Source organism: Brevundimonas pishanensis (genome assembly GCF_022750635.1).
Classification (GTDB): domain Bacteria; phylum Pseudomonadota; class Alphaproteobacteria; order Caulobacterales; family Caulobacteraceae; genus Brevundimonas; species Brevundimonas pishanensis.
The window spans coordinates 318,045-338,730 of sequence record NZ_JAJKBG010000005.1 but is presented as its reverse complement, the minus strand read 5'-3'; the positions used below and the strand labels follow the sequence as shown (position 1 = coordinate 338,730).

General features: G+C 55.9%; 15 protein-coding genes and 1 riboswitch. Of the genes, 10 read left to right on the top strand and 5 right to left on the bottom strand.

The annotated features are described in order from the left end of the window. Positions 1-155 precede the first annotated feature (155 nt). Entirely contained in the window at positions 156-1,349 is a 1,194-nt protein-coding gene (gene tcmP, locus LOX95_RS11825) for a three-Cys-motif partner protein TcmP (RefSeq protein WP_242914837.1), read from the bottom strand. A gap of 200 nt (positions 1,350-1,549) precedes the next feature. On the opposite strand from tcmP, the gene LOX95_RS11820 reads away from it, so the two are divergent. The 3 genes from LOX95_RS11820 (at position 1,550) to LOX95_RS11810 (ending at position 7,972) form a co-directional block, all read left to right on the top strand. Beyond that, a complete protein-coding gene (locus LOX95_RS11820) occupies positions 1,550-2,323 on the top strand; it encodes a DUF5131 family protein (RefSeq protein ID WP_242914835.1) in 774 nt (257 codons plus the stop codon). Between the two features lie 27 nt (positions 2,324-2,350). After that, positions 2,351-3,610 (top strand): three-Cys-motif partner protein TcmP, encoded by a 1,260-nt coding sequence (locus LOX95_RS11815; RefSeq protein WP_242914833.1) that lies wholly within the window; start codon positions 2,351-2,353, stop codon positions 3,608-3,610. Positions 3,611-4,210: 600 nt separating this feature from the next. After that, on the top strand, positions 4,211-7,972 hold the full coding sequence (locus LOX95_RS11810) for a hypothetical protein (RefSeq protein WP_242914831.1): 3,762 nt from the start codon (positions 4,211-4,213) through the stop codon (positions 7,970-7,972). Between the two features lie 144 nt (positions 7,973-8,116). On the opposite strand, the gene LOX95_RS11805 is transcribed toward LOX95_RS11810, so the two are convergent. Beyond that, a complete protein-coding gene (locus tag LOX95_RS11805) occupies positions 8,117-9,496 on the bottom strand; it encodes a hypothetical protein (protein WP_242914830.1) in 1,380 nt (459 codons plus the stop codon). Positions 9,497-10,398: 902 nt separating this feature from the next. Here LOX95_RS11805 and LOX95_RS11800 point away from each other — a divergent pair. Genes LOX95_RS11800 through LOX95_RS11785 form a run of 5 tightly spaced genes read left to right on the top strand, consistent with a single transcriptional unit; the run spans position 10,399 to position 16,144 of the window. Beyond that, positions 10,399-11,199 carry a TnsA endonuclease N-terminal domain-containing protein gene (locus LOX95_RS11800; RefSeq protein WP_242914828.1) on the top strand — a complete coding sequence of 267 codons (801 nt, stop codon included), beginning with the start codon at positions 10,399-10,401 and terminating at the stop codon, positions 11,197-11,199. Next, entirely contained in the window at positions 11,196-12,662 is a 1,467-nt protein-coding gene (locus LOX95_RS11795; RefSeq protein WP_242914826.1) for an integrase catalytic domain-containing protein, read from the top strand. Before LOX95_RS11800 ends, LOX95_RS11795 begins: the two co-directional genes overlap by 4 nt. 11 nt (positions 12,663-12,673) lie before the next feature. Continuing rightward, positions 12,674-13,324, top strand: a complete 651-nt coding sequence (locus LOX95_RS14345; protein WP_427846588.1) for a hypothetical protein — start codon at positions 12,674-12,676, stop codon at positions 13,322-13,324. After that, the gene (locus LOX95_RS11790; RefSeq protein ID WP_242914824.1) at positions 13,321-14,241 is read left to right on the top strand and encodes a TniB family NTP-binding protein; all 921 of its coding nucleotides are present in this window, start codon (positions 13,321-13,323) and stop codon (positions 14,239-14,241) included. The genes LOX95_RS14345 and LOX95_RS11790 overlap by 4 nt, the downstream gene beginning before the upstream one ends. Then, the gene (locus LOX95_RS11785; RefSeq protein WP_242914822.1) at positions 14,234-16,144 is read left to right on the top strand and encodes a hypothetical protein; all 1,911 of its coding nucleotides are present in this window, start codon (positions 14,234-14,236) and stop codon (positions 16,142-16,144) included. The genes LOX95_RS11790 and LOX95_RS11785 overlap by 8 nt, the downstream gene beginning before the upstream one ends. Positions 16,145-16,227: 83 nt before the next feature. Here the strand turns inward: LOX95_RS11785 and LOX95_RS11780 are convergent, their stop codons facing one another. Both LOX95_RS11780 and cobO read right to left on the bottom strand, forming a co-directional pair. Beyond that, positions 16,228-16,710 (bottom strand): hypothetical protein, encoded by a 483-nt coding sequence (locus LOX95_RS11780; RefSeq protein WP_242914820.1) that lies wholly within the window; start codon positions 16,708-16,710, stop codon positions 16,228-16,230. A gap of 2 nt (positions 16,711-16,712) precedes the next feature. Then, positions 16,713-17,327 (bottom strand): cob(I)yrinic acid a,c-diamide adenosyltransferase, encoded by a 615-nt coding sequence (gene cobO, locus LOX95_RS11775; RefSeq protein WP_242914818.1) that lies wholly within the window; start codon positions 17,325-17,327, stop codon positions 16,713-16,715. Positions 17,328-17,417: 90 nt separating this feature from the next. Here cobO and LOX95_RS11770 point away from each other — a divergent pair, with 90 nt between their 5' ends. Next, complete coding sequence (locus LOX95_RS11770; protein ID WP_242914816.1) at positions 17,418-17,831, top strand: DUF1636 domain-containing protein; 414 nt, start codon at positions 17,418-17,420, stop codon at positions 17,829-17,831. On the opposite strand, the gene cobU is transcribed toward LOX95_RS11770, so the two are convergent. Continuing rightward, positions 17,828-18,349 (bottom strand): bifunctional adenosylcobinamide kinase/adenosylcobinamide-phosphate guanylyltransferase, encoded by a 522-nt coding sequence (gene cobU / locus LOX95_RS11765; RefSeq protein WP_242914815.1) that lies wholly within the window; start codon positions 18,347-18,349, stop codon positions 17,828-17,830. The two genes, LOX95_RS11770 and cobU, sit on opposite strands and share 4 nt — an antisense overlap. 37 nt (positions 18,350-18,386) lie before the next feature. After that, positions 18,387-18,594, top strand: a riboswitch (cobalamin riboswitch). Positions 18,595-18,733: 139 nt separating this feature from the next. Here cobU and LOX95_RS11760 point away from each other — a divergent pair. Beyond that, positions 18,734-20,683 carry a TonB-dependent receptor plug domain-containing protein gene (locus tag LOX95_RS11760; protein ID WP_242914813.1) on the top strand — a complete coding sequence of 650 codons (1,950 nt, stop codon included), beginning with the start codon at positions 18,734-18,736 and terminating at the stop codon, positions 20,681-20,683. Positions 20,684-20,686: the final 3 nt, after the last annotated feature.

Genomic DNA, 20,686 nt, shown 5'->3' with positions numbered 1-20,686 from the left:
GACCTCAGGAGACTAACCTAATTCGCTCGAATGGAAGCCGTTTTTACACAGCCTCGACTCATAGCGGCGGTCGGGACTGTCCGCTTTCGTGCAATATGTTTCTCAGGTTGCCGTAATGTTCGGGACTGCCTCATTGCAGTAGCCCTTGCAGCATTTCAGGGGCGGAAGAGGCGGTAGCTGTCGTCCGGAACGCGTTTGCGGGATTCCCAATCAGGAAACGTCAAGTCACCTGACTTGCGCAAGTCGGCGGCCAAGGCGTTTACTTGGGTGCGAGTGACTATAGTTCGTGCCAATACCTGGGGCCACACTTCAGCCCAGCGGACGACGTTGGGAGCTGTCGGGACCATGTTCAGAAGAACCTCACCCGCGACGCGATGCTCCCCTTGCAGGAAGTCAGAAGTTGGATCAGGGGTCATGTCGCTGAGTGAGCCGAATAGTTCGTATTGACGGCTGGAGGCGGCAGCGGCTTTAAGCTTGGCGATGCCACGCACTTGACTTTGCTCGCGCAGCGCTTTGATCTGGCAGTCTCGAAATACCTCCAAGCCTTTTACGCTTCGGGTGCCGTAGATTAGGCTGTAGAGCGGTCGGTCTTGGGTCGGCCTGAGGACAGTGGTTTCAGCCACATGGGTATACCCGCCTAGTCTGCGCAGCGCTGCAGAAAATGCATCGACAAGCACTGACTTGCGGTAATCGGCTTGGTTCTGGCCCTCCTTAGGCAAGGCGGCCAGTTTATCCCGCCATCCCGGCTCTACAAGCAGCCGATCTAGGCTGTTGGCGATTTGGGGCTTCTGGAGTTCAGCAAATCTGTTAACGAAATCGAACATGAAGTTGAACACGACTTCGCTGTTCGGCCGTTTCAGCAGAGGAGCGATCCTTTGCATGTCAATTGCCCACCCCTTGGGATCGATAAAGAGGAAGGCGAAGGCTTGAGGCGGGATATCCTTTAGCAAGTCGGGCGTCCGGTCGATGAAGGAGCCCGAATAGGTCTTGATCTCGACTTCGGGAAATAGCGCCTTGACGCCCTGTAGGGCGGCATATGAGTTCGGATTTTTTTCGACGAGATAGGCAGAAACTTTAAGGTCCTGTCCCAACCCTTTCCAGGTGGCTTTCGCGCGTGTCAGGGCGGCCAAGGCTATACCGAAGGAGGTGTCTTCGAAGGTCTCGTCAGTATTTTTCCATGGGCCAGCGAAGCCATCGACATAAGCTATCTCAGGATAGGCGCTGCCGATCTTGTGCGCGAAGATTTCAAGATATCTACTGAGCAAGAAATGTTTAACGTAAGCCTGCTCTCTTCCGGAGTATAGGCCCAAATTCCCGATCATTATGGCCTCTGCGTAGTCAAACCGCACCAGTGATTCTCCTGAGCATTGCAAAGCTTGTGAAGAACGTCGATATTCGATTTCAAAGGAACATGCCGTTGGGGGTCCAGACGGCAGCGATCCGGGGTGATCCGGCGACGCGGGGCAAAAGGCCTGCTAGGGGTCCAACCTCTTTGCTTGGTGCAGCGCTGCAGTGACGCATCAGGCGTGAACCGATGATGAGAAGGCTTATGGCTGAGACCCAGATCGAATGGACTGATGCCACCTGGAACCCAGTCGCAGGATGTTCCATTGTTACAGCAGGCTGCTCCAACTGCTACGCGATGCAAATGGCTCGCCGCTTAGAATCGATGGGCGTCGCGAAGTACGAGGGGCTTACGCGTAAGAGCGGCAAGCGGGCCATCTGGAATGGTATCGTGCGCGAAGACCACGCGGCCCTTGCCATTCCGTACAGTTGGAAAAAACCGCGCAAAATCTTCGTCAACTCGATGAGCGACCTTTTCCACGATGCCGTCAGTGAGGAATTCATACTCGACGTCTGGCAGGTTATGCGTGATACACCGCGGCACAACTACCAGATCCTGACAAAGCGACCGGAACGGATGGCCGAACTCGTGGCCCGTATGCCGGATGTCCTACCTAATGTATGGCTAGGCACGAGTGTGGAGAGCGCCGAGGTGGTTGGGCGCATCGACTATCTGCGCGCTGTTCCGGCGCATATTCGCTTCATTTCGTTCGAGCCGCTCATCGGTACCGTTGGCGTAGTGGATTTGTCCAATATCGACTGGGCAATCGTTGGTGGTGAGAGTGGTCTCAACGCCAGACCAATCCGCGAGGAGTGGATCGACGAGATTTATAACCAGTGCGAAACCTACGGGACTGCATTCTTCTTCAAGCAGTGGGGGACTTGGGGCAAAGACAACAAGAAGCGCTCCAAGAAGGCCAATGGTCGTGAGTACCGTGGCCAGATCTGGAACGAGATGCCGGCGGCGTTGGCAATGTAGGGCCAGCCCTCGAGACCCGGAGCAAGAATGAAAACGGACGGCTATTCATGGTCCAATGGGGCCGAACTTGACGATCACAGCCGGCGCAAGCACAAAATTTTGCGCGAGTATTTTCATCAATATCTAAATGTACGATGCCAACTACCGCAGCAGTCGAAATTTCGGTTAGCCATCGTAGACGGCTTCTCAGGTGGCGGGCGATACCAATGCGGATCAGCAGGATCGCCGATCATTTTTATCGAAGAGCTTGATCGTACGCTTGAAGTGATCAACTTGCGTCGTTCGCTACAGGGCATGGGCGCGATCGAAATCGAGTGCCTGATTGTCCTCAACGACGCTCAGCCTAGCGTCACTGCGATGCTAGCTTCCTACTGCAACCCTCTAGTCGCAGCAATCAAACATAAGTCGCCGAACCTTCATCTAGATGTCTGCTACTACTCCGAACCGTTTGAGGCAGCCTATCCGGCGATACGAGATTTGATAGCAAAGGGCCGTTACCGCAACGTACTTTACAACCTCGACCAGTACGGCCACGCCGAGGTCGACATAACGACGTTGAAAAATATCATGCGGGCGTCACCTTCTACTGAGGTGTTCTATACCTTTGCCATTCAGACGCTCCTGACATACCTCAGCGGCCGCAATCCCAGCCTCTTGCTAAGGCAGCTCGGACATTTGGGCATCCATCCGACAAATCTGGGTGCGCTCGACGGTTTGATGACCAAAACAGAGTGGCTTGGCGCAGCTGAGCGACTAGTATTTGAGACCTTGCGGACCTGTGCACCTTATGTGAGCCCATTTTCGATCCGCAACCCGGGTGGCTGGCGCTACTGGATGATACATTTCGCTAACAACTGCCGCGCGCGCCAAGTTTACAACGATGTTCTGCACGACAACGGACAACTCGACCATTTTGGCCGTTCTGGGCTCAATATGCTTGCTTATGATCCGGAGCGCGAAGGACGCCTCTATCTGTTTGAGGCCGAGGATCGGGCAAGTGCCCGCGCTAATCTACTTCACGATATTCCGAAGCTAGTTTCGGAATCCGGTGACGCCATGCGGGTTAAAGAATTCTATGAGGCTGCTTATAGCGCCACACCATCGCACAAAGACGATATTCACGCTGCGATGCTGGAAAGCGAGGATCTGGAAGTGGTTACCCAAAATGGCGGCCTTCGTCGCAAGGGGAACACTATCTCGATCGGGGATACGCTACGATTGAAGTCTCAGAAATCGTTCTTTCCGATGTTAATGCCCTTCCCACAGCGACTTGGTATCGGTGATTAGACGTAGCGATTGTTGAGTGTGGCTTCTGGTAGGAGTCTGTCTCTGGCATCGTCATAGAAGTCGTAGATGTCTACGTCGACGACGTCGAACCAACGTCGCGTTGGGAAGTTGGCACCTGTTACTTCTAGCTTTACGAGCAAACTCGCTACTGGCGTAATACGCACCTCAGGCCGACGTTTTGTAGAAGAGGTGACGCTTGGCCATTCGTCTCGACCATCGTCTATTTCCGGCAGTGGGGCGGCAACATGGCTGCGGAACTAAAGTTGAACGCATAGCGTGTTTGGGCAGAGGATGTGTGGGGCAAGACCGCTTGGCACGGCAAATCCAACCTAGAAGAAGGTCGTTTTTCTGCCCGGCCGCCAATGGCAGCAAATGGCGCATCAGAGACGTTGTGGTGTGGCCACGCCTTTGTCAGGGACTCAGTTGGTAAGTGAGCTCGACAGCTGCCAACGAAGACAAACTTAGCCTACGCAAAACGATCTGTAGATTATCGTAGGCAAATCCTGGGCGACCGAATATGCCCAGCGGCTTCAAAGATAGGTTGTGGAGTGAGATGCTCACCCACTGCACACTTACCGAATCGACGCATAAAGTCAGGCCATGTTTGATATCACTGGCGCAGACATCGCGAGCCTCAACGATACGGACTTGCGTACACTCGTGGCGCGGCTGGCGCAGGCTGAACTGTCGGCACGTCGCGCGCCTCTGGCGAGCGTGACCGCGGGCGGGGCGCAGGACGCGGCCGACGGCGGCATCGACGTAAGGGTCGACCAAGCTACGCTCCATGCCGATCCAGACTTCGTGCCGCGAGCGAAGACGGGTTTTCAGGTCAAGAAGCCAGACCTAGCGGCTCAGGCGATCAAGGATGAAATGCGTCCCGATGGCGTACTACGCCCGTCCATCGTCGCTCTTGCTGAGGCGGGTGGTGCCTACATCATCGCCAGTTCAGGGGCATCGCTCACGGACATAACCTTGGAGCGGCGACGCGTCGCCATGCGGGACGCCATCGCGGACCATCCCAATAGCGAGAGCCTGTTCGTGGATGTTTATGATCGTGATCGGCTCGCAACCTGGGTCAACCAAAATCCGGGTGTCGCTGCCTGGGTGCGTCGACTCTGCGGCCGCCCGCTATCGGGCTGGCGTTCAATCGGCACCTGGCGAGATCTGGGCGTTACCGGTGACAACGATTACCTCATAGACGACACCCTTTCTCTGATTGACGAACGGGATGGGGCTAGGACCGTGCCGATCGCTGATGGAATGGGCCTGCTTAGGAAGGCCTTGCACACACACCGGGAATGCGTCCGGCTGATCGGCCTGTCCGGGGTCGGCAAAACACGGTTGGTCGAAGCGCTCTTCGAAGCAGATGTTGGCAACGGGACGCCCTTGGATCCGGGCGTGTCTGTCTATGCTGACTACGCCGAGGAGACGACGCCCACCGCGCGCGAGATGGCGTCGCGACTGGTCGAAGACGGCCTGCGGGCCATCTTGGTCGTCGATAACTGCAATCCGAAAACGCACGCTCAGCTGGCGGATGTGTGCAGCCGGCCGGGAAGTCAGGTCAGTCTGCTGACGGTGGAGTATGACATACGGGACGACGAGCCTGAGCATACTCAAGTGTTCCGGCTTGCAGCGGCATCGGACACCTTGATCGAGGCTTGGCTAGAACGCGATTTCCCGCACGTTATGCAAAGCGACCGGAACCGCATTGCCCAGTTCAGTGGCGGCAATTTCAGGGTCGCGCGCGCATTGGCGAACACCGTGGGACACGGGGAAACCCTCGGCCGGTTGCGCGACCAGGATCTGTTCGAGCGCATTTTTATCCAGCGCAACGATCCGGACAAAAGCCTGCTCCACGACGCCCAGACATTGGCTCTGTTCTACTCGTTCGATATTTCAGAGGGAGCAGGCGGAGAACTCGACTTGATCGCGACTTTCGCCGGTAGGACCGCCGTGGAGCTTTTCGGATCCGTCGCGGAGCTCCAGGCCCGAGGCGTTTTGCAGGCGCGAGGCCGTTGGCGAGCGGTCTTACCTCATGCCATCGCGAATCCCTTGGCCGCTGGAGCGCTGAAGCGATTTCCGTCCCTGGCCTTCGACGACTTCTGTCAGGCCCTGCCAGAACGGATGCGCCGCTCTATGTCCCGACGCCTTGGCTTCCTGCATGACGTGCGCGAGGCACAGTCCGTTGTAGCGCGATGGCTGAAGCCGACGGGGCCGGCGGGAGATCTGCTGGCCGAGACGGATCTGGCGATCCTGTCCAATATTGCTCCGGTCGACCCGGCGGCCGTCCTAACGCTGCTCCAGGAGGCCGCAGCGGCCGACGCGCTGGAAGGTCTCTCGGGGCGAAGCAGTGGGCGAGGCGCATGGATCCATCTACTCAAGGCGTTGGCCTATGACGCCGACCTCTTTTCCAAGGCGGCAACGCTCTTGGCCCGTCTTGTCGCCGCAGAGCCACCCGATGAAAATTATGACAGTGCGCGTAGAGCGCTCGGCGAGCTGTTCCAACTCTATCTTTCCGGCACCCAGGCAACGCCAGAACAGCGCCGGGCTTTGGTCGCTGAATGGCTGGACAGTCCCGACCCCGGTATCAAACGTGCGGGGCGAGTGGCACTAGATAGCATACTTATCGCAGGTCATTTCAGCGCCACTTCGATTATAGACTTTGGGGCAAGACCGCGTGGGTATGGCTGGCAGCCATCGACAAATGCTTCGATCGCAGATTGGTATGAGTCAGGTATTGATCTAGTCCTAAGCGGTAGGCTCGATCCGGCCGACACCCGCAAGATACTCGCTGACACGATCCGCGACCTTTGGAGGTATAGCGGTTGCCGTGCGCGGCTAATCGCCGCCGCCGACGCCTTCTCCGCCGACGGAGGGTGGCTGGAAGGCTGGACCGCACTGAGGGTCATGATGCAGTTCGACGGACATCAAATGCCGGAGGACATTCGCGCTGAGACACTCACGATAATTCGACGGCTAGCACCGAAAGACCTGATTGCTGAAGCTCGCGCCTATGTACTATCCGTTAGACTGGGGGCCTGGGATGTGGCCGATGGGGATGAAGACTACGAGGTAGATCCGTCGGCCAGCTGGCGTAGGGCCGAGGAGAAGGCCCGTGAGATTGGCCGCGTCATGGTCAACCGCCCGGAGGACCTTATTGCCTTCCTGCCTAAAATTCTCATCTCCAACGGCGGCGGCGTACGCAGCGCACCGTTCGGCGTCGGTTTGGGGGAAGGCACTGAAGACCCGCAGGCGACCTGGACCACCCTGTGCCATGTCTTCGCCCTGACCGATCAGTCGGTCCGTAACCCAACTGTGCTCGGCAACTTCCTGAAGGCGACGCATCTGCGCGATGCGACCTTCGTATCCGCCTGTCTGGATGCGGCGGTTTCAGACCCGGACCTCGGACGTCATTTCTGCTTCTTGCAGGTCGCCACGGGCCTCGACAGCACGGGCATTGACCGTGTCATCGGAGCGTTGGATCAAACTGGGTCGATCGAGGCCTTCCGGCACCTTTCCAATATCGATGTGGACACGCTCCCGGCGTCGGAGGTGGCTCGGCTCGTTGATGTCGTAGTCGGCCTGCCGCACGGGCCCGGGCTCGCCATCGATATGTTGTGGCGATATTTCTACCGCAGTCAGAAAGAATCGGAGAAAGTTTACGACTCCGTGCTTGTCGATCGCGCCCGCCGCGTCCTGACACTCATCGATCTGGACGACTTCAACGACTTGCGGGACTCGTCAATTCGATCCCTAGCGTCGGCCGTTCTCGCGGGAGAGGAAGGCCGCGAGACCGCTCTGGTGGTCAGTCATCGTGTCTATGACGGCGTCACGGCCAAAGGGGGATGGCGTCGGGAGGCTCATGGTCTGGTCGATAAACTCTTCAAGACGCAGCCTGAGGTCGCTCTCGACGTCTTCGTTGATGGCGCCAAAGGACCTCCGGAACGACTGTTCAAGGGAAGGGTGGCGCGCGGGTCTCCGCTCGACGGGGTTGATACAGACGTATTGATCGCCTGGGCCGACCGCGCGCCAGAGCGGCGGTACGCGCGACTGGGCGAGGTGCTGTCGCTGTTCCGCAAAGACCAAATGGACAATGTGCTCGGCATCAATCCCGCCTTCACCGCGCTCTTGGAACACGCCCCAGACAAGGCAGCCTTTCTCGGCGAGGCCTATACTCATGTCCATCCCAGCGGATGGAGCGGTTCTCTCGCCGAAATCCTGACGTTCAGGAAAGGGCTTCTCGACGATTTGCCGGACCATCCAGACATCGCGGCTTGGCGCGCGCGGGAATATCCGCGCATCGATCGATGGATCGCCGCCGAACGCGAGCGGGAGGCCGAACAGGAAGAGAGTTTTGAATAGCCGCGAACAGCCGATCGCTTTCAGCGGTGCTTGCTGTGTGTCAAGGGATGACGGGAGCCGTGGGCCGCGCGCGCTGTCCGCGAGCGTTAACTGCTACGTATTGGAGTCGCGGAAGTCGAAGTTTGCGATACCGAACTCCCCGACTTAATCCACCTGACTGGCGGATTTGGTCGGACCATCTGGCGTAGCTTCGGTGTTCGTGCCTGTGAAGGGCGCTACAGCGGGGTCTGGCCGACCAAAGTGCACGACCAACCAGTCATCGTCGCTATCCTGACTAGCCTTTATTTCGATGGACTTGATGAGTTGCCCGCGCGACTTGGCCATAGCAAAAGGATTTCGCGCGCCGCGGGGGGCGTCAGGGTGCCACCCGTACGCTGCTTGGAAGTCGTTCTGGCTGAGCGTGCCCGCCAGCAGATCCATAACCGCACGCGATGAAATCTCGAACATGTCGCCTTCCCATTGATAACCGCCGATCATGTTCGGCCCCTCGGCTTCCAGCACCCGGTGCGCCACGTTCATGGCGTCGTTCACCAGCGGCGGCAAGCGCTTGAACATCTCCCTGAACACGCCTTCGATCCGCACCGCTATCCCGTCGGCCAGCCGCCCCTCCCTTATGGCCCGCTTCGAGCCAACGAAATCGATGTGCCAATGAAATGTGGAGCTCCCCCGGAGCATCTTCTGTTCGGCAACAACGGAGACCATCAGCACAAAATCGATTGCAGTGGTTGCCTCAAGGGCGGCGAGGGCGATGTCGCGACGCGAGTAGTCTCGGCTGTTGAGGTTGTTTTTGTGGCGCATCAGGTCAGAGCCGGCGTCGCAAATGATGAGGCCGCGCGGCAGATCGGCGGGTGCCCCGCGAAGCTGGCCAGCTTTAACCTTGATCCGCTTAGCTAGGGGATTATTCTTGAGCGAGTCCGGCACCGTATATGCCGTGTGAATCTGCGTAGCGTATTGCTGCCCGGGATTATAGGAGAGGGTGAATTGGACTTCGGGTTCATCAACGACGAGGGATACAACCTCTTGCGTTTCGCGGTGCGCCCGCAAGAACGGTTCGACATGAGTTTTTATCACCCTAGCCCGATCCTTCGGTTTAGGAAGATGAACTGCTACGACTGTGTCGCCGTACGCTCCGACGCGGGTTGATTCCACTTCAAGTGATAGGCCGTTGCCTCTGAGGCCGTATTTGTGTCCGATCCGAAGGATGTCTGACCAGAACTGCTCGACGCCGGCCTGATCCTCAAGCCCGCTGTCGCTTAGCGCGGTGACGTCGGCGATGAACCCGAGATCATCTAGTTCGTATCGCAGATCCGGGCGACGGCTGTTGTCGAGTTCGGCTTCGTGATCCACGCGGCCGACGCGGCTCAGTCCCCACAGAAAAACTAGCTCCCACATTGCCGCCATCCGGTCCTTGTGGCGCTTGTTTAGCCGGTCCGCCAGTTTTTGCCGATCGACACTGGGTAGGAAGGTTAGGTCGTCCAGCATTTCTTGCATGAGCCGACGTCGAAAAATGAACATGCCGGGCAAGGAATGACCTCGTGGTGGTACGGAGCGCGTGCAAGCCCCTTCAGCACTCTGGCGACAATCGTCGTTCTCTTGTCCGGTTGCTCGGCCACACTGAAAGGTGCAATCAGACGTAAGAGGACTTCACCAACTCAGCAATACAGACGTTACATTATTGATGTTTGGCGACTTGCCCTATGGGTCAAAAAGCGGTTAGCGCCTAGGTCCAAATTGCGCTCGCGAGCCAACGGCTGCTGTTGGCGCAGACCTGACATGCCTTGAGCAGCCTGTCTCCCCGAACCTGCTGAGAGAGAACCGGTAAGTCCGAAGCTTACAGCTGTCGGGCAGTGCGCATGTAGCGCTGCCTCAGCAACTGGACCGCAGCCTCCAAATCGTCGACACGAGAACGGCCAATATCCACGTCCTGAACAGCTACCGAATATTTGAGATTCAACTTCACCGTTCGCAGCATCCACACACGACATCAATACTTAAAAAATACAATACACACACAAACAATCCAATCTATAGCCTATCAGCTATATTGTAATAATATTGCTTAAGCTAAAAATATAAAAATAATTACTGAGACTCAGAACGCGTGATTTGAGAAAATACCTGAGCAGCAGGTGAGTCCTTACAGACCAGCCTCGACCAATTGCGGCACAAATTGCTCGCAGCAACTCAGGAGACGATCTCGTGCGGCCACCTTAAATAATTATATTTTTCTGTGACTTGTCACAGAAACAATGCGAGCCCCAGGCTGCCACCCGAGGCTCTACATTGCAGGAACTGGCGTTCCAATCGTTACCGTACGACGAACTGATGATCCCCTGCACCGGCCAAGAAGTCAAACGCGTTTTTATGAAACGGGTTGCCGGGAAGCTCGCGCCTCAAACAAAGATCTGAACAAACGAGGATTAAGCATGGACATCGTTCATGATGGCTTCTGCTCGCCCGCATTCAAGATGCCGACCGAGCTAGACAAAGCTTTACTGAGCCTAGCAGCGACGCACGATCGCCTTTCCTGGGAAAGCTTAACGGCAAACGCTACAATAGTTCTTCCCGCATTCGGCAGTTCGATCCGTACTATCGTGACGGGCAGGCGCATAATTCCAACCGGCGTTTACGCCAGCCGAAAATGTGGGCGTGGCCACCCCTATGAGAGCATGAATGAGCGCTCGTTCTTTATGCACTCCGAGGTCGACACCGACATCGTCGAGTACCGGGCGCAGCCCTTTCGATTAGAGGCAGTAATCGACGGCATAAAACGCGCCTATATCGCCGATGTTATGAGACTTCACTCAAACGGCACATTGGAAGTGGTCGAAATCAAGAGTGACCAGCGCCAGCTAAGAGACCCCGATTATTATCTCAAACTGCAGGCTGTACGTGCAATATGTGACCATCAAGGCTGGCAGTTCAAAGTTCTATTTAAACGCGATCTTTGCGAGCCAATCCTGCGCTTCCAGAATGTCGAGGATGTTCAATCCTGGTCCTTCACGGACTACGGATCTAGCGACGTATTTATAGCCGTGCAGTATCTAAGCATCCATAAGAGCGTCGCTCTAGGCGATCTTGCTCATCGTCTCGGGAGTCGACCGGTCGGAATAGCCAAGCTAAAAGCTATGATGGTAGGCCGCATCGTTCGATTGGATCTCGATTCAAAGCTCGACGAAGACAGTCTCGTGACTTTGGTGTCCGACGTATCGGAGCTCAGCCAATGATCGGGATCAGATTATCTGCCGGCGAGACATGGGTGATTGGAAACGAGCGGTACGTTCTCGATCAAGTCATGGGTGATGATTTACTCCACCTGCGCTCGGAACGGACAGGATCCCCTCTCCAAGTCCTAGATAAAATGGGAAATCTGATTTCCCCATCCAGAGTGTGGCTCACAGAACAGTTCGCACTCGGGGTCATCCAGAAAATTGATCCTGGCTTCGACAGTTCGCGCTCATCCCGTCACTCCTCTGCTGCTTTTGGTGACTATGAGATGATGGCAGCGAAAGATCCTAAAGCCCTGCACCGTCAAGCGGTGCTCAAGGCATTGGACCGCCAAGGATCGTATACACGGAGCGACAAAGGTATAAAACAAGCCCTTGCGTCTATTCGGCGCGACAAGCCTGAGATATTCGGGAAATATCCCACTCCTTCTCCCACCACAGTTCGGCGATGGCTGAAACATAGAGGAGAAGCAGGTGAGCGAACCCTGAAGACAATGATCAGCCGCTCTGGCCGTACTTGCCGTAAGAAAAGGCTTCCCTCGTCAGTTCAAAGACGCCTTCATGATTATGCTCTGTCGTATTGGTCAAACCTTCGGCAGTCCATCGGCGACGCATATGATGATCTAAAATTCAGCCTTACACGGGTGAACGTTTGGATCGAGCAGCGTTCCTCCTACTGGAGAACGGTTCCGATCCCGTCAAAAGAAACCTTCCGCAAGCAAATCCGTGCCTTGGAATGTTATGAGACGGTAGCAGAACGATATGGGAAAAAGGCTGCAGATCAACGCTTCAAAGCAACTGGCCAAGGGTTGAGAGCACGCCGTCCGCTGTTGCTAGGCGCAATGGACCACACACAAGTGGACTACCATGTCGCCGTCAACTTCAAGGGTTGGCGTCTGCTCGGGCGCCCATGGCTCACCTCGCTCATAGATGTGCATTCCAGATGCATCGTGGGATGGGTTCTAAGTTTCGAACCACCATCGCTTTACTCGGTCACAGAGTGCATCAAGCGCGCCAATCGGCCCAAGTTAAGAATGGCGGATCGCTTTCCCGATTGCCCCGAGCTGGTCGAAATCCATGGCAAATTCGACGAGATCATTGTCGACAATGGTTGGGAATATACTGGGACCTCTTTTGAGTCCGCAATGGTCGACATGGGAGTCAGCGTTCGCTGGGCTCCAGTACGATCCCCTACCTACAAAGCAGTTATCGAGCGGTATTTCGGAACCCTGAACACGAAGCTTCATCGAAAGCTTCCTGGAGGCACCTTTCCTATCGAGCAGCTCAGAGCCTGGGATCTTGATCCCCGAATAGATCCTGTCCTCACACTTGAGCAGGCTGAAGACCTGCTCATCTCCGCTATCGGCACATATCATCAGGAACTCCATTCAACGCTAATGGAAGCACCTGTAGCCGTTTGGTCTAGGGAGACGCGCAGGCAGGGTGGAATACAGGTTATCTAACGCGTTCGGGCATCACCCTCTTTAATCTTCAGTTCCATGACCCTGAAATCACAGGGCCAATGCTGGAAGATCTGGCACGCACTGAGCCCATCAGGGGACGACGCAAGGGTTCAGCTACGGCACGCGTAGAAGTAAAATATAATCCCGCAGACTTAGACCACATAAACGTCTGGCACCCGAGGCTCGGACAGTTCATCGAACTACCCTGCACAGACCCTGAGTATGCTTCAGGTCTATGCAAGTGGCGTCATGACTTGCTTCAAACATGGGTGCGTGAAGAGCAACACGAAGATGCCGACGAGCGATGCAGGAGACGTGTTGAGCTTCGCAAGGAAATCGAGGCCATAACACCCGATAGGATCCTCACACGAAGCAAGCGCGCGCAAGCTCGACTACTTTCATCACCCAAGATCGAAGCCATGTCTAGCAACGCCATAAGGGTTGAGTACGCCCCCGCGCGCCATGACGGTATGGCTCCAATCATCCAGACCAAACCCATGGCATCCGAGCGCACTGACAACCACGAGAAGCCTGTGCGGCCGCCTAGAGGAAAACCCAAAACTCAGAAGCGTCCAACGAAGACGAGGCCTCAAGCACAGGTTCCTGAAACGGCTTGGGTCGATGCCGTCCAAAACGCGCAAAAATGGGAGGACTTCCAATGACTCGTTCAATTGCGATGCTGAATGCGGAAGTCGCCGAGAGGTTAGCCCGCTTCAAAACGGTGTTTATCCCTTACCCAGCCCACGTGGCTTTGCATGCTGAGTTTCACTACCTTCGTGAACTTGCACGCCAAATGCCAGGCAAGCCCCAAATGGGCGTTCGCGTTCTTGCACCTTCAGGATCGGGTAAAACCTCGTCTGCACAAGCTTATATAGACCTTGTGAGCAAGCAAACGCCGAACACCGACGACTATATACCCATCATAAAAATCGACCTCGAAAGGCATACAACTTCCAAGAAGTTGATGGTCCTGATCCTCCAAGCGTTTGGGGACCCTCATCCAGAACACGGCAATGAGCTAACGCTCAAAAAGAGGCTAATCGCCTGCTTCAAACGGTTCAAAACCGAGTTGCTCATCGTCGACGAGGTGCAACATTTGAACTACCGAAACGGGGTCAAAAATGATGTCACCGACACGCTAAAAGGCCTTCTTGATGCCGGTGTCGTGTCGATTGCGTTTTTGGGGACCGACGAGGCCGAAAAGATGTTCGGTCGTAATCTGCAACTCAACGGTCGCCTTAGACCACCTTGTGATCTCAAACCGCTAGACGCACTTAAGGTCAAAGATCAACAGGCCTTCGCAGGTTTTGTGTCCCGGATTGACCAATCACTCGTTGATGTCGCGGGTTTCACATCCCCTTCCGAGCTGACAGAACCAACAACACTTTCAGCGTTGTTTGAAGTGTCGAAAGGGATCGTTGGCCGTGTCATGCGACTGATACATGTCGCGATGGAAGCGGCCATCAGGCGGGGAGCAAATCGCATCACGCTCGAAGACCTCTCATGGGCAGTGGACGCGTGGGCGATTGAGCAAGCCTTTACCAACAAGAACCCCTTCAAGGAGCATCGTGTTGGCTGACGGTAATGCCTCAAGTCTTAATTCGGCCGAGGCATTTCAGGGGAAGAGCTTGCTCTTCCCCGTTCAGCCCGCGCCAGGAGAGACTGCCCTCGGATTTATAGCCCGAGCAGTCGACGCCAATCATCTCGGCTCGATCAGAAGCTTTTTGGCCTTAGGCGGCATCAATTTCAGCATTAAAGGCGATTATCTCACCAGACTGTCACGATCGCTTCCCGAGCTTAGTGAACTCCTCGGAATGCCCCCTCATGAACTAAAAGGTTTATGGGGCATCCGTCCTTTAACTGATGACGGCAAACGCAAGCTTGGAGGGGTTTATTTACGCCCCCATCAAATCTGCCATCATGTCCGCCGGATTCCTCGCTCAAAGTACCCTCCAAAGGTTCACCAAGCCACATGGATGGTTGAGCATCTGAATTTCTGCCCTGTCACATGGACTAGATTGGTGGACAGTTGCCCTGTTTGCCAAGGCAAGTTGACTTGGCCTCAAGCGCAAAATGTTCACTCGTGCGCAAGGTGCGGAGGGTCGCTGGAGTTCAGAGGGACAAAAACTATAGCGCTGAAGCATCGTGAGATTTTAGGCTGGGTGCTGCAGCTATTTAGTGACGACGAAGAACAGGTAACGGAAGCCATCAATCGTGTTCCGCCCTTTTTTGAAATCGACTCCGCAACCGACGTTTACGAGCTGGTGCTGGCATTTGGCCAGTCAGCTTATGGTGCCCATTACGAAGGCATCAACAACAAAGGCTCATGGACGCCTGAGCACTTAGCCTTCGGTGCCAGGATGCTCTTGGATTACCCAAAATCAATTTGGGATTTGTACCGAGAGCAGGGAGATCAATCCCAACCAGCAATATTTCGGACGGCTCTCAGAGTTGCACGTGACCACTCTCAACCCGTGGTCACCCGAAATATCGAGCGTCTGATGTCGCATCATTGGGGCTGTTATCCGAAACGGTCTCCACGATCGTCACATGACCGGTACGACATCGTGTGCCACTCTAAGGCCGCAGATATTTTGTCGGTCAGCACAAGTTGTATCGGCGAACTTGTTGCTAATGGTCATCTAAAACGGGCTGAGTTCCGGAGCGATACGTTCCCTTCGTTGATCTTGCGTAGTTCGGTTGTCGAGCTTCGCGGTCGCGCCCAGAAGTGGTTCGACGGTTCTCTATTCAAAAGGGTGTTCGATCTGCCTCGTATCGCGATGGAGCAACTCTTAGCGGCAAACTGGTTAGCTGAAGAGCCCGATCCTGCCATTCGCATTCTGCGAGGGGACCAGTCCTTAGCTGGCACCTCAGCAAATCATTTGTTTGAGCTGTTGAAAGCCCTGAACGAAGTGCGGCCAAATGCGGGCTACATCTCGCTAGACGTCGCTTTCACAGGGGTAGGCGGACGCGAGAAACCATGGCTGCCAGTACTGCGAGGCGGACTCAACGGTAAGCTGCCCGGAGGCCTTGCTCTCCTGAAAGGACCTAAATCTTATAAAATTGCTGTCCATGAGGCTGGGGCACGCGCCTTAATCATGGGAGGCTCCGACACCTCCACGCCCTACATTTTTGATCGCCAACATTACGGCATCTACGATCGAAGTTGGATGTCTCTCTGCGAAGTAGAGCGCTACCTAAACTGCACGGCACAAGACGTCAGCTGGCTTCGTCGGCGCGGCCACATCACCAAATTCACAGAGGAGAAGTCGCGCTATTGTCGCGCCTCCGTGAGAGAAACGGGCCTCAAATTCATGTCAACGCGAGAAGCTGCTGCTCGTTTAGCTGTTAGCCCGAAGGATATCTGGATGCTTCTTGATGCCCATCCAGAGGTCCCTTCAATCGGCCAAGGCTTTCATGATCGCGAAGCTCTAGAAATCGTACTTAAAGCAGAAGCGCCGAAATCGAGCTGGTGGAGTTAATCCACCAGCACTTTTCGCCTAAGCGGCATTCTGTGCATTTGCTTGGGGCAGTTTTTGACAATTTGGGATCGCATGAATTCTGGTTACACATCGCGTTTTTCAGGGTGGCGATATTTTTCTACATCCTGGATGCGGTAGAGGTCTGATTTCACCGAACCGGATCGACCGATCTCCTGTTTGCCAGAAGGGCGCAGGTATCCTGACTTTGTTAAGCTAAGACGCTCTGTGTTGGAAATGCCCAACAGCGTGCAAACTTCTGGCGCTGTCAGGCTGCGGTTATTGATCTTAGCCAAGCCTTTGGCAGCCCTGTAACCGACAAAAACTACGTCATCCATTGTCACCGGGATCTGCTGATCCGAAACAATTAAGGACAGTCCCGACTTTCGGTTCAGCCGTAGGCACAGCGACAAAACCTCCTGTTTACGCAGCTGTAGTATCCTACTGCTTTCGACAGCGTTTGAGACACAAAGAGCCCAGCCAGTTCCGTTTGCGACTAAGCGTATAAGAGCTGTGAACTCTTCGATTTCTATGTAGCGTAGCTTTGGGTTTGAACCGTCAATTTCCATGATTAAAACTCCACGCCAGCTTGCGCTTTTACGCCAGATCGGAATGGGTGCTTGACTAGGCTCATCTCGGTCACGAGGTCAGCTACCGCGATCAGTTCTTCCCTGGCATTTCGCCCCGTAATCACGACATGGGTGTCCTCGGGTTTGTTGGCCAAGACCTCTAGAACCTCTTCGAGAGGCAGATAGTCGTAGCGCAGGGCGATGTTCAGTTCATCGCAGATCACCATCTTCCATTCGGGGTCCATGATCCTTGATTTGCATACCTCCCAGGCGGCGCGGACATTGGCTATGTCTGCAGCTCGATCCTGTGTGTCCCAGGTAAAGCCTTCGCCCATGGGCCGCATTTCAACGAGGTCCGGAAAGACGTTGAAAACCGCCTGTTCGCCGGTGTCCATTGCCCCCTTGATGAACTGGATAATCGATACCTTCATGCCGTGACCGATCATCCGGATAGCCATGCCAAGGGCCGCAGTTGTCTTACCTTTACCGGCTCCCGTATGGACAATCACCAAGCCCTTTTCGACCGTCTTTCCGGCCAAAATTTTAGCCTTAACGATCTGAATTTTCTTCATTTTTTCTTTATGCTTCAGATCGATATTGGCATTTTCGAGGGGCATGTGACTATCCTGAGCAGGTTCCGATACAGAATCGGAAACGGGGAAAATGGAGCCGTCTAACTTCGTCCCCATGCCTCAGGATCATGTGTAATGTCGATATTGCGGCCGTCTGAAAACGGCACCTCTCTGGTGGTTTGTTCAACCTGCAAATTCAAATCGGACGAACCCAATCTGCCCTCGGGAGAGCGAGGCGGAAGTGCCTTGGCGGGCCATATCCAACAGGTCCTGAAAACCTCGGATGAGAGCCGGATTAGCGTCGAGCCTATGGCCTGTCTGTTTGCCTGTTCGCAGCACTGTACCGTCCATCTTAGGGCAGCAGGCAAGATCGGTTATGTCATGGGCAGTTTCGAGCCGACCCAAGAGGCGGCTGAAGCTCTGGTCGAGTTTGCGAAACACTATGACGATAGCCCACAAGGCGTCGTCCCCTACAAGTTTTGGCCCGAGGGGGTTAAGGGGCATTTCCTTGTCCGCGTGCCACCCCAGGGCATGATTACACTCGACTAAACCCGCGCTAAATCCAGCTTCATCCCGGCGACGACCAGGACGGCCTGTTCAGAGGCTTCGGCCAGTTTCTGGTTCAGGCGTCCTGCCTCGTCTCTGAAGCGGCGAGCGAGCGCATTATCGGGCACAATGCCCCAGCCCACCTCATTGCTGACGATCCAGATCATGGCGGGGCTAGCCTTGAGGGAAGCCAGCAATCGGTCGATTTCAACGGCAAAATCTGCTTCTGCCAAGAGAATGTTCGTGAGCCACAATGTCATACAGTCGATGACCGCGACATCGCCCGATTTCAGGCCGTTGATTGCCCCGCACAGGTCAAGCGGAGCTTCCACGGTTTCCCATGCATCCCCACGGTCATGCTTGTGCAGGGCCACGCGCTGGGCCATCTCTTCATCATAGACTTGGGCGGTGACGATGGCGATGGGGCGGGTGCAGCAATCCTGTGCCGCCGCCTCTGCCATGGTCTGCGCATAGCGGCTTTTGCCCGAACGTGCTCCGCCCAGAACCAGCGTAAAGCCCATCAAAAATCTCCGATTGACCTGTGCGGCTGTCGGGCTTACTGCCGACCTTGCGTCAGGTTCCCGTTAACGGGGATTAAAAGGGAACGGAGTTTCAAGCTCCGGCTGTTCCCGCAACTGTAAGCGGCTAGCCCGCACGTCATATGCCACTGGAGACGGACTTGGCTACGGCCAGATGTCACTGGGAAGGCGACGTGCACCGGCGTTGATCCGTGAGCCAGGAGACCTACCTGCCGCCGTCGTTCTCCACGCGGCCGGGAAGAGCCAAGTGGTCGAGGTAACTCGTGTGACGACATCGTTTTCAACCGCGTTCAGCGGGCGATTGCGTATGTCTTAAGTGTCATACGCGGTCTGCCTTGCTGCGCGCCTCCATTTGGGGATGTCACAGTGAACAGGCTTCTTCTTTCGGCCGCTGGCCTTGCTCTTTTTGCCGCTAATCCGGCCCTTGCCGAAACCGTCGACCAACACGCGGCTGCACCTTCGGTTGCGGACCGCACCGCCGCCACTGCGCTCAGCGACATCGTGGTCACGGCCAACCGCTCGGCACAAGCGATCGACCGCGTCGGTGCCTCGGTCACTGTTCTGACGAAGACGGCTCTTGAAGCCAGTCAGGCCACCGCCCTGTCCGATACTCTGGCCCGCACGCCTGGTGTCAGCTTCACCCGCAATGGCGGTGTGGGCACCTCGACAACCGTCAACATCCGTGGTGCCGAAGGCCACCACACTGTCGTGCTGATCGACGGCGTGAAAATGAATGACCCGTCCTCGACGCAGGGCGGTGCCAACTTCACCAACCTTCTGGTTGGTGACATTGGCCGGATCGAAATCCTGCGCGGTGCCCAATCCACCCTGTGGGGCAGCCAAGCCATCGGCGGCGTCGTCAACATCATCACCGCAGAGCCAACGGAAAGCTTCCAAGGCGGCTTCAGTGCCGAGGCCGGTTCGTTCGGCACAACCTATTTCCGCGGCTCCATTGGTGGGGTGAATGACCGTTTGAGCTGGCGTCTGGCGGCCAACCGTTATGACACGGATGGCTTCTCGGCCTATGCCACGGGCACCGAAGATGACGGCTATGAAAACACCAGCCTGTCTGGTCGCCTGAACTACAAGCTGTCGGATGCCGCATCGATCGATTTGCGTGCAGTCTATTCGGACGGCACCAATGACTTCGATGCTTATAACGGCGACAGCCGTGAATACGGCAACACCGAAGAACTGGTCACCTATGCCGGTGTGAACTTCGACCTTCTGGGCGGACGCCTGCGTAACCGCGTGGGCTATGCCTATACCGACACCCAGCGCAACAACGCCAATCCGGCACGCACTATCGAGACCTCGACCTTCGAGGCTCAAGGCGAAAACACGCGCTTTGACTATCAGGGTGTCTTTGCTTTCACGTCGGACCTTAGCGCGACCTTTGGTCTTGAAAGCGAACGCGCTGAAATGCGCACCCGCTCGCCATACGACAGTGCTATCAAGCCGGACTTCGCTACCGGCCGTGCCGATCAGGACAGCGCTTACGTGCAGTTCCAGTGGGCGGCGCTTGCGAGCCTGAACTTCACGGCAGGTCTGCGTTATGACGACCACGCCCAATATGGCGACAAGACCTTGGGTCAGGTCGCAGCTGCTTGGTCGCTCAACGATGGCGACACGGTCATCCGTGCCAGCTGGGGCCAAGGCTTCCGCGCGCCGGGCCTGTATGAGCTCTATAGCGAATACGGCAACCTGACCCTTCAGCCGGAAGAGTTCGACGCTTGGGAAGTCGGTGTACAGCAGGCCTTTGGCGATAAGGCCAGCATCGGTGTCACCTATTTCAACCGCGTGGCCGATAATGAAATCCGTTACTTCGGTTGTACCGGTGCTCCCGATCCTCTGTGCAGCGTTAACGGCGTCGCACGCTGGGGCTATTACACCAACGTCCAGAAGACCGAGGCCCAAGGCATCGAGGTCAGCGGCAAGATCGCTATCACGCCCGCCTTCCAGATCGCGGCCAACTACACCTGGACTGAAGCTCTCAACGCTTCGGGTGCCAACAAGGGTAAACACCTGACCCGTCGTCCCGAGCACATGGCCAACCTCTCGGCCGACTATGCCTTCTCCAGCGGTCTGAAGACGGGTGTTGCGGTGCGCTATGCAGGTGAGGCCTTCACCAATGACGGCAACACTGCCGCTCTGGAGGAATACACCCTGGTGGACCTGCGAGTGTCCTATCCGGTCAACGACAATCTCGAAGTCTATGCCCGCGTCGAGAACCTGTTCGACGAGGAATATCAGATCGTTCCGAACTACGGCACGGCTGAGAGCGGCGTCTACGGCGGCGTCCGCGTCAAATTCTGATCC